Annotated in this window: 7 protein-coding genes and 3 pseudogenes; 5 read left to right on the forward strand and 5 right to left on the reverse strand. The window is 68.9% G+C overall.

What is annotated here, in order from left to right; translation table 11 throughout:
• Nucleotides 1–17: 17 nt before the first annotated feature.
• The 4 genes and pseudogenes from RZ84_RS37610 to RZ84_RS33950 all read left to right on the forward strand — a co-directional run.
• The gene (locus tag RZ84_RS37610; RefSeq protein ID WP_241777983.1) at nucleotides 18–536 is read left to right on the forward strand and encodes a sensor histidine kinase; all 519 of its coding nucleotides are present in this window, start codon (nucleotides 18–20) and stop codon (nucleotides 534–536) included.
• Nucleotides 537–784: 248 nt separating this feature from the next.
• Nucleotides 785–1,219 (forward strand): annotated as a pseudogene (locus RZ84_RS33940) (transposase); the annotation flags it as partial.
• On the forward strand, nucleotides 1,196–1,636 hold the full coding sequence (locus RZ84_RS33945; RefSeq protein ID WP_347232814.1) for a DUF1330 domain-containing protein: 441 nt from the start codon (nucleotides 1,196–1,198) through the stop codon (nucleotides 1,634–1,636). The pseudogene RZ84_RS33940 and the gene RZ84_RS33945, both read left to right, overlap by 24 nt.
• A gap of 47 nt (nucleotides 1,637–1,683) precedes the next feature.
• Nucleotides 1,684–2,907 (forward strand): annotated as a pseudogene (locus RZ84_RS33950) (NF041680 family putative transposase); the annotation flags it as partial.
• Nucleotides 2,908–2,929: 22 nt separating this feature from the next.
• Here RZ84_RS33950 and RZ84_RS33955 read toward each other — a convergent pair.
• Both RZ84_RS33955 and RZ84_RS33960 read right to left on the reverse strand, forming a co-directional pair.
• Nucleotides 2,930–3,826: an aminoglycoside phosphotransferase family protein gene (locus RZ84_RS33955; RefSeq protein ID WP_043268439.1), complete on the reverse strand. Its 897-nt coding sequence runs from the start codon at nucleotides 3,824–3,826 to the stop codon at nucleotides 2,930–2,932.
• 419 nt (nucleotides 3,827–4,245) lie between these two features.
• A complete protein-coding gene (locus tag RZ84_RS33960) occupies nucleotides 4,246–4,752 on the reverse strand; it encodes an NUDIX hydrolase (RefSeq protein ID WP_043268441.1) in 507 nt (168 codons plus the stop codon).
• Nucleotides 4,753–5,448: 696 nt separating this feature from the next.
• Here RZ84_RS33960 and RZ84_RS33965 point away from each other — a divergent pair.
• Nucleotides 5,449–6,138, forward strand: a pseudogene (locus tag RZ84_RS33965) (IS21 family transposase); the annotation flags it as partial.
• A gap of 135 nt (nucleotides 6,139–6,273) precedes the next feature.
• On the opposite strand, the gene RZ84_RS42435 reads toward RZ84_RS33965, so the two are convergent.
• From RZ84_RS42435 to RZ84_RS33980, 3 genes are read right to left on the reverse strand one after another with little or no spacing between them, the layout of a single operon-like run.
• Nucleotides 6,274–7,746: an ABC transporter ATP-binding protein gene (locus RZ84_RS42435; RefSeq protein WP_043268443.1), complete on the reverse strand. Its 1,473-nt coding sequence runs from the start codon at nucleotides 7,744–7,746 to the stop codon at nucleotides 6,274–6,276.
• Nucleotides 7,747–7,784: 38 nt separating this feature from the next.
• A complete protein-coding gene (locus RZ84_RS33975) occupies nucleotides 7,785–8,630 on the reverse strand; it encodes an ABC transporter permease subunit (protein ID WP_043268445.1) in 846 nt (281 codons plus the stop codon).
• The gene (locus RZ84_RS33980; RefSeq protein ID WP_347232815.1) at nucleotides 8,627–9,592 is read right to left on the reverse strand and encodes an ABC transporter permease; all 966 of its coding nucleotides are present in this window, start codon (nucleotides 9,590–9,592) and stop codon (nucleotides 8,627–8,629) included. The genes RZ84_RS33975 and RZ84_RS33980 overlap by 4 nt, the downstream gene beginning before the upstream one ends.
• Between the last annotated feature and the right edge of the window lie 25 nt (nucleotides 9,593–9,617).

Below are 9,617 nucleotides of genomic sequence, written 5' to 3' on the forward strand. Positions count from 1 at the left end.
GAGTTTGGCCAGCAACAGTGCCTCGCTGTCCGCCTCGCTCGGGGCTCCACCTCCACGGCCTGGCCCACGACCCCGAACTCCTCCAACGCGCCATGCGGCGCATCGAGGACGAAGCCGCCCGGATGCACACCATGGTCGAGGACCTGCTCCTCCTCGCCCGCCTCGACCAGGGCCGCCCACTGGCCACCGAACCCGTCGACCTCGGTCACCTCGCCGAAGACGCCGCCACCGCCGCCCGCCTCCTCGACCCCAACCGGCCGATCACCGTGCACGTGCAGGGCCAGGTGTTCGCACTCGGCGACGAAGACCGCCTCCGCCAAGTCCTGGGCAACCTGCTCAACAACGCACTGCACCACACCCCACCAGAAACACCGGTATCCGTGACGGCACGCCCACTACCCGGCAACACAGTCGAACTGACCGTCACCGACCAAGGCCCCGGCATGCCCCCGACACCGCCAGCCGCATCTTCGAACGCTTCTACCGCGCCGACGAAGCGCGCACCTCCACCAGCGGCGGCACCGGCCTCGGCCTGAGCATCGTCAAAGCCATCACACAGGCCCACAGCGGCACCATCACCGTCCACACCACACCAGGCCACGGCAGTACCTTCACCATCACCCTGCCCGCCGCACACTGACCAAGATCGCACTCCACACGACATTGCTCCGACGGGGTGTGCGCAGTCATGGGGCGCATTACCTACCGGCCCTGCGGCCACAGCACTCGGTTCCACGGGACTGTAAGACGTTCGGGGTAACTCCCGATCATGGAAAATGCGCCGATGACCAGTGAGAACGTGTCCGAGTGCGAGGCCCTTGAGTCGGCAGAGGCTGTGTCGGCGAAGGCTGTGGACGACCAGTTGATCGACGAGCCGGTGGGCCGGGCCCAGGCCGAGGGCCTGCAGCTGACCGGCGAGGGCGGGTAGTTGCAGCTGACCAAGCGGCTGCTGGAGTCCGCCCTGGAAGGCGAGATCACCGACCATCTCGGCTATGACAAGCACGACTCGGCGGGCAAGGACGGCGGCAACTCGCGCAACGGCAAACGCTCCAAGACCGTTCTGACCGACGTCGGGCCCGTGGAGATATCCGTGCCTCGCGACCGCGCCGGCTCCTTCGAGCCGAGGATCGTCAAGAAGCGGCAGAAGCGCCTGACCGGCGTCGACGAGATGGGCATCTCGCTGGCCGCGAAGGGCCTGACCACCGGCGAAGTGCAGGCCCCTGGCGGAAGTCTCTGGCGCCGAGGGCGGTTGCCGGAACTATGGCCCTTGCTGCACCCGGCTGCCGGTGTCGGTTGCCGGCCGGATTCGCTGGTTGACGCACCTGGCAGCATGACTGGCATGTCTGCTTACGTGATCTCTGAGGTCGAGGTACTGGACGAGGAACTGGCTGACGCCTACCGGACATTGGCGGAGGCTTCCATCCGTCGCTACGGCGGTCGCTATATCGTCCGCGGTGCTGTGCCCGAAGCTGTGGAGGGCATCTGGCCCTCTTCTCAGCGGGTGGTCGTCGTCGAGTTCCCGGATGCTGACCGCGCCAAGGAGTGGTACGCGTCTCCCGAGTATGCGGAGGCGCTTGAGATCCGGAAGGCAGCCCTGGAACGGCGGCTTCTTTTGGTCGAGGGGGTGTCTGAGTAGCGACCCCTATGGTCTGCCCTCGAACGCATCTCGAACTTGATCACGGCCGATTGCGCCGTGCCCTGGCCAGCCTGCCGCTGCCGAGGGCCGCGGACGGCCGCCTGGTGCTGGCCGTCGACGTCTCGCCGTGGTTGTGACCGGACGCCAACACCTGCCCCGACCGGGCCTTTTGCCATACGATGGCCGCGGCGAGGGCAAGCACCAGATGGTCCCGGGATGGCCGTACTCGGTCGTGGCCTGCTTGGAGACGGGCCGCACATCCTGGACGGCAGTGCTGGACGCAGCCCGCCTTCAGCCCGGTGCGGACGTCGCTGCGGTGACAACGGTCCAGATCCGAGAAGTCATCGGGCGGCTCATCGACGCCGGCCAATGGCAGCAGGGTGACCCCGCGGCCCTGGTGGTGCTGGACGCCGGATACGACGCGCCCCGCATCGCCCACCTGCTGGGCGATTGCCGGTGCAGAACCTTGGCCCGCTCCGCTCCGACCGCGTGATGCGGCGGCCGACACCGCCACGGATCTACGACCCCAAGGGTGGCCGGCCGCCCGAGCACGGTGGCGAGTCCGTCTTCGCAGACCGCACAACCTGGGGCGCTGAGCAGGTCGTGACCATCACCGACACACGTCTCTACGGGAAAGCGACCGCGCAGGCTTGGGACCGCTTGCACCCGCGGCTGACCCGCCGGGCGGCATGGCTCAACCACGAGGGACCGCTACCCGTCATCGAGGGCACCGTCATCCGACTCGTGGTGGAGACGCTGCCCAGCGGCGGGGTGAACAAGCCCGTCTGGCTGTGGTGGTCGGGCACCGGCGCCACCCCGGGCGACGCGGACCGCTGCTGGCAGTCCTTCCTGCGGCGCTTCGATGTGGAGCACACGTTTCGCCTGTTCAAGCAGACGCTCGGGTGGACCAAGCCTCGGCTTCGCAGCCCGGAGGCGGCCGACCGGTGGACATCGCTGACGATCGCCGCCTATGCCCAGCTCCGGCTCGCTCGGCCGCTGGCCACCGACCTGCGGCGACCATGGGAGAAACCGGCCCCGCCGAACAAACGGACACCCGCCCGTGTCCGGAGAGGGTTCAGAAACCTCCGTGTGAAGACCGGCTCCCCAGCCGGTGCACCCAAACCGTCACGTCCCGGCCCGGCCGGCCGCCGGGTTCGAAGAACCGCCGTCCGGCCTCTCGTCATGACGTGGGCCGAGTCCTCGCAACGGGTGAGGCATACAGACGCCCCACCCATCACAAGGTCGGTACGAAACCACGTCGAACTGGATAAACGTCAAGCAAGGAAGCGTGCATCAAACGCCCTTCAGAACACGATCAAGTGCCGCCCGGCCTGCAGGTCCCCAGTTCGGCTTGCCGCCGGGAAGGCCCCGATCTCCGTTCTGTCCCATGAGCATCAGGAAGAGGCTCTTCATAGCGGCCAGCCCTCGGGCGCGCCGGATCGCCGCCTCGTCTGCATGCGCGTACATGTCGAAGAACCGTGAGGCCGTGCCTGCGGGTAGCAGCACCCATGCGGCGGCGAGGTCCCACGCCGGGTCGCCGGCGAACATGTCACCGAAGTCGATGATGCCCGAGAGCGTTCCGTCCGAGACGACGACGTTCGCGGGATGGAGGTCGCCGTGCACCCACACCGGCGGGCCCTCCCACGCGTGGGCCGCAACGGCGTCGTCCCAGACGGACCGGACGTCGGCAGCGATGTCGTCGGGGGCAACGGCCTGGAAGAAATTCTCGAAGCCGTCCGTGCAGTTCCTGGGATGGGCGCCGCGGTCCGTAGCGATCGGCGCCTCGGCGGGCGCCTCCGCATGGAGCGCCCGGAGGAAGCCCGCCAGCGTGTCGGCCGCATGGGCGCCGCGGCTGATCGAGCCGTGGTCCAGCGGCTCGCCGGGAACCCACGTCATCACGGTCCAGTGCTTGGGGAAGCGCTCGGACGGTTCGCCGAACCGCACCGGGGTCGGTACCGGGAGCGGCAGGCGCGGGGCCAGCACGGGTAGCCACCGCCGCTCCTTGAGCTGGAGCTCCGGAGTGGGGTCCATGCGCTGCATGCGCACGGCCAACTCGTCCCCGAGGCGCCACATTTGGTTGCCCCAGCCGCCCGCCACCTCGCGGATGGCCAGCCCTGCAAGGTCTGGATGTTGCTCCTGCAGCAGGTCGCGGACCAGGTCTGCGGTGATCTCGATCTCGGTGTCGGTCATGCGAAGTCACAGTACCGAGGCGGCAGGGGAGCGGCTCTCGCTCTCCGGAACATCTCGCAGGGATCCCTCTGGCATCACCGATTCGGTTTCAGAGAGCTGCTGATCAGAGGCTTTGGGACGGACCGGCCCCAAAGTTCAGAGAAGCCTGCATCCGCTGCCTGGTCCTCCAGATCGACCCCCGCCAACGGCCCCGCCTCATCGAGATCGTCCAGAACCTCCGCGAACGCATCCGCGAAGCACGCGCCAACGGCTGGCTCGGAGAAGTCGAAGGACTCCAGGTCAGCCTCGACACTGCCTTGGCCAAGCTCAACAGCCTCAGCCGGACCCCAGCCGACGGCCGGCCCCAGCTGGTCGATCTCGGCATGCCCGTCTTCACCGACACGCCACCCTGGCTGAGGGATATGTGCTTCACAGGGACCTCAGTGGTGCCAGGGCAGTTGAATCGGATCAGCAGGAGCGTGCCCAGCCACGAGCTCGGCCGTCAACTTGGCTAGGCCGAGGGGATAGACCGTCTCATTAGTGGCTGCCAGGTCAGCGATGGGCCACCAGCGATACCCGGCGTGGTACTTGCGCTCATTCGCCTCCTGGCCAGTCACATCAACCTGGTGGCTCGTCACGCGAAGATGGAAGAAGACGTCCCGGAAGATCCCTTCAGCCCATCCGACATCTGCATATCCGGAGGTCTCCGCGACTGCTGATCCCAGGGCTTCTGGCTCCACAGACAGGCCCGTCTCTTCGCGAAGCTCGCGGGCTGCCGCCTCTGCCAGGGTCTCCCCGCCCTCGACACCACCGCCGGGCGTGCACCATCCGTGACCGCTCTCGGGAGCATCTGGGTCGACGTGGAACTTCAGCAAGAGCAGGCGGCCCGGCTCATCGATCAACAGAACACGAGCGGAGTCGCGGCGATAACTTCCCTGATCAGACATGCCAGCAGCGTAATCGGGGCGACGCGAGCAGGCCGTTGAGTTTCGCACCACCGGCAGGGCTCTTCCCTAGCCCGGAAAAGGGCCAGTGGACCTACAGAACTCCTTGCCCGAGCACTCCGCGAACGCGGCCGTGACGTCGAAGTCGAGCACCTCCACGTCCACCTCCCCCGGGTGCTGATGCCAAGCCCATGACCAGATCTAGCCCCCGACAGCCCCCAGCCTTGACCGAGAAGCCTGGACAGCCGGGCGGCTTGCCGCTCAGCTGTTCCCGGCGGATTGCGCGGATGCTGAGGGTTGTCGAAGGACAGGAGGAACAACCACACAAGGGCCAGCAGCCGACGGCACTCCAGCAGCCGTGCTCGTTCTGCGGCGGTCAGATAGAACTGATCCAGGAACACCTTGACGTCTAGTGGCCGGTCAACCCAGCTGGCCACGTGTTCCGTGATCTCTGCCAGTTCGAAAGGCCGGTCGCTGAGACCAGACTCCTCGAAATCGACGACCCCCACGCGAGAGCCGTCCCACAGATAGGCGGCGAGGTTCCCGTCACCTGGCCCAAAGACCGGCGGGACGTCCGACGGGGCGTCATGTTCGAAGCCTGAGCGAGCCAACCAGTCCAGGCCGCGATCCATGGCTTCCCCCACCTCAGCGCTGATGCGGCGGCGAGCTTCTGGTGTCCAAACCCGGATCCTGGCGATCGACTGCCATCGCCAGGCGTTTGCACACTTCGGCGGGGTTCCGATGAGCATCGTCTACGACCGGACCAAGACGGTCGTGCGTCGGCACGTTGCTCCTGGTGAGGCGGTTCCGCTGCACCCGGAAGCGGTCGCATTCGCCGGGCACTACGACTTCGACATCGACGTGCTGGCCGCTTACCGGCCCCAGGGCAAGGGCCGGGGCGAGCGGCAGGTCGGCATCGTCCGCGACCATGTGCTGGCCGGCCGGGCCTTCTGCTCGGTCGAGGAGATGAACGCAGCTTTCACGGCATGGGTGCCGCTGCGGCGGGCGAAGGTCCACGGCACCCACGGCGAGGTCATCGGGCACCGGGCCGTGCGCGATCACATGGCACTGCGTCCCCTGCCGCAGACTCCCTATGTGGTCGCCCAGCGACACCTGCGGCACGTCGGCAAGGACTGCCTGGTCGCCTTCGACGCGAACCTCTACTCGGTGCCCGCCCGCAAGGTCCGTCCTCGCCAGCTGGTCGAGATCCGGGCTACGAAATCTCAGGTCAGCCTGCATTCCGCTGTTCCCAATGCAGGTGGCCAGACATTGCTGGCGGTGCATCCGCGGGCGGTCGGCCGCGGAGCCCGCATCGTGGATGAGACGCACTGGGACGGCCTGCCCACTGGCGCCGGCCGCCGCGTCACCAGCGGCGACGCTGCCGCATGACGACCGCATCGAGGTCTATGTGGGCGGACGTCACTTGTGCACCGGGACGGTTCACTGCCGAGCAGACCGGAGCGTTCCGCCGGCAGCAGCGCGACGAAGCGATGCGCCTGGGCCGAGAGCAGCGCAGGTCCGTCTCTATACGGACGGCTCGTTGATCCGCTCCAGCCCTCCGGACTCGGACATACGTCCTTGGTCCAGCACGTGCACGCTGTCGGCGTAGGCGGTCAGAAGGTCCAGTTCGTGACTGACGAGGACGAGAGTGAGCCGGCGCTCCGTTCGGAGGTGGGTGAGGAGTTCCAGGATTGCGGCGGCGGTTGACGGGTCGAGCGCCGAGGTGACTTCGTCGCAGAGCAGGAGGTCGGGTTCGGTGGCGAGGGCGCGGGCGATGGAGGCGCGTTGGCGCTGGCCGCCGGAGAGTTGGTGGGGGTAGCGGTCGGCGAAGTCGGCGGGGAGGCCGACGTCTTGGAGCAGTTGGTGGACTCGCGACGGCATGTGGGACGCGCTGACGATCTTGTGGAGTCGCAGCGGTCTGGTGAGCGAGGCGCCTATGGTGCGGGTCGGGTTGAGTGCGCCGAGCGGGTTTTGCGGTATGAGCTGGATGCCGCGTTGCTGCTCGCGGCTGCGTTTACGGATGTGTGCGGATAGTGGGTCTCCGTGCCAGGTGATGATGCCGGAGTGGGGCTTTTGGAGGCCGGCCAGGGTGCGCAGGAGGGTGGTTTTGCCGGATCCGGATGGGCCGGTGATGCCTGTTGCGGTGCCGACCGGTGCGTGGAAGCTCACCGAGTCCAGGGCCTGGTGCGTGTGGCTGCGGTGGGTGAAGGCGACCCGCAGCTCGGTGGCGGACAACCCGTCGGTGATGGTGCCGGTGGTGTCGGCGGTGGGGGAGTGGACGACCTCGCGAAGTGGGGTCGGTGAGGCGGCCGATATGGCGGGGGAGCTGAGGGTGGTGACGGTGTCGGCGCAGGTGTCGACCACGTGGGGGTCGTGGCAGGCGAGGATGATGGAGATGCCGCGGTCCGTGGCGAGGCCGCAGAGAAGATCGACGATCTCGTCACGTAGGTCGGCGTGGAGTCCTGCGGTGGGTTCGTCGAGCAGGAGGATGTCGGGTTGCCGGGCCAGGGACCGGGCCAGTGCGACGCGGCGTTGTTGCCCTCCGGACAGGGCGCCTGGGCGGTGGTGTGCGAGGGCTTCGGGGAGTCGGCATTCCTTCATCAGTGCCGTGACCGCGTGGGGCGAGGGTTTCGTGGCCAGCTCGCCGATCAACTGGGCGGCAGTCATACGCGGGTTGAGGGCTGAGCCGGGGTCCTGGCCGACGTAGGCGATGCGGTGGCGGCGTAGGGCCCGCAGGGCGGCGGGTGAGAGCGTGAAGACGTCCTGTCCGAGGATCCGTACGGTGCCGGTGGTGACTTGTGCGCCGTGTGGGAGGTCCCCGATGAGGGCTCTGAGGAGGGTGGTCTTGCCCGATCCCGAGGGTCCGGTGAGGGCCGCGATCTTGCCTGCTTGCAGGGTCAGGCTGGTGGTGTTGAGTAGGGTCGGGCCGCCTGGGAGGCGGATTTCGAGGTCGGTGACCGTTACGGGCGGCATCGTGTCGGACGAGTCCACGTGCATGTCCTGAGGTGGTGTGGGTGCGGGGCGGCCTGTGGGGGTCATCGCAGAACCGGCTTGCGGGCGGTGGCGGGGGCCAGTGCGTTGGCGGCGAGGTTGACGCTGATGGCGAGCAGGCCGATGGCGAGGCCGGGTGCGACAACGGCCCACGGGTTGAGCAGGATGCCCGGCCCGTTCTCACGGATCATCAGTGCCCAGTCGGCTTCGGGGGGTTGGGGCCCGAGCTGGAGGAAGCCGGCCATGGAGATGACGTAGACGGCGTCGACGAAGCGCAGGCCGAACAGGGCCAGGACAGTGGCACGGAGGTTGGGCAGGATCTCGCGCAGGGCCAGGTGCGCGGTCCGCTCGCCACTGGCGATCGCCGCTTCGACGAACCCCGCGGTTGCCAACGGCGCTGCCGCACTGGCCACCACGCGGACTGCGTAGGGAGTCCCCAGGGCGATGGCGGCGAGGGTGATGGCCAGTCGGCCGCCGCCGGGCCAGGCCAGGGCCAGGAGCATGATGCCCAGGACCGGTGGCAGGAGGATGGCGGTGTCGGCGACGCGCTCCACGAACCGCCCGAGCCGGGGGCTGAGTACGGCGAAGCATCCGAGCAAGGTGGCCAGCAGCGTGACGACGACTGCCACTGCCAGAGCGCTTGCGATCAGGGCGCTGCCGCCGTGCAGGAGTCGGCTCAGGACGTCACGTCCGAGCTGGTCGCCCCCCAGGACGGCGTCGGTGCCGGCTGCGCCGTAGGGAGCCGTGACCGGCTTGTCGGCGGGCTGCGCGGCCAGCAGTGGCCCGAGCACCGCGACCAGAACGAGCACGGCCGCGGGGAGAGCCGGCAGGAAGGTTCGTGGCCGGGGGCGACGTGCGGTCCGCTGGTCGAGTACCGCGGTGGCGGTCATGGGCGGGCTCCCAGGGTGCGGGCGCGGACGAGGTCGGCCAGGAGGAGGATCACGGTGATCAGGGTGGCGGCGCAGGCGACGACGGCGGCGATGACGGGGGTGTCGCGATCGGCGACGGCTCCGGCCAGCACCGTGCCGATGCCGGGGTAGTTGAAGAGGGTCTCCACCACCACGGTGCCGCCGAGCAGCATCCCGGTGGAGGTGGCGATGCCGGTGGCGATGGACGGCCAGGCACCCGGCAGGGCGTGCCGCAGCAGAACGCGTCGGACGGGCAGACCGTCCAGGTGGGCGGCTTCGACGTGGGGGGCCGCGGCCTGGTCGGCGAGGGCGGCGCGGACGATGCGGGTGTTCCATCCGGTCTGCGGGACGGCCAGTGCGAGCACCGGCATGATCAGCGTCGTCCACGTCGCGGGTGCGCCGTCGGCGCCGGTGACGGTGGCGGCGGGCAGCCAGCCGGTCCACAGGGACAACACCAGCAAGAGGCCCACGGACACGACGAATTCGGGCAGTGCGAAGGCCGCGGTGGATGTCAGGTCCACCACGCGGTCCACGATGCCGCGGGGCCGGGCGGCAGTCCAGATGCCCAGGGCGAGCGCCGCGACGACGGTGAGGGCGAAGGCGGTCGTGCCCAGCGCGATGGTGTTGGGGAGCGGGGCGGCCAGCAGGTCGGTGACGCGCTCGCCGCGGGCCGAGGTGCCCAGGTCACCGGTGGGCAGGGCGGTGATCCAGTCCCAGAAGCGCTCCCACACCGGCCGGTCCAGGCCGAGCAGGTGGCGTCGGGCGGCGACGCCGGCGGCGCCCTCACCGCGGTCGGAGGTGGCCGAGGCCGCGTCGCCGGGGAGCAGATCGACCGCGGCGAAAACCACCGCGAGAAGGATCACGAGCATCAGCAGACGCTTGCCCACCACCGCGCCGACGCGGAGCGCAAGGGTGGCCGAGCGGTGCGCGGCCGAGGCCGCCACTGGCTTGGTGGCGGCCTCCGTGGGG

The organism is Streptomyces sp. CT34 (assembly GCF_000805335.1).
GTDB lineage: Bacteria > Actinomycetota > Actinomycetes > Streptomycetales > Streptomycetaceae > Streptomyces.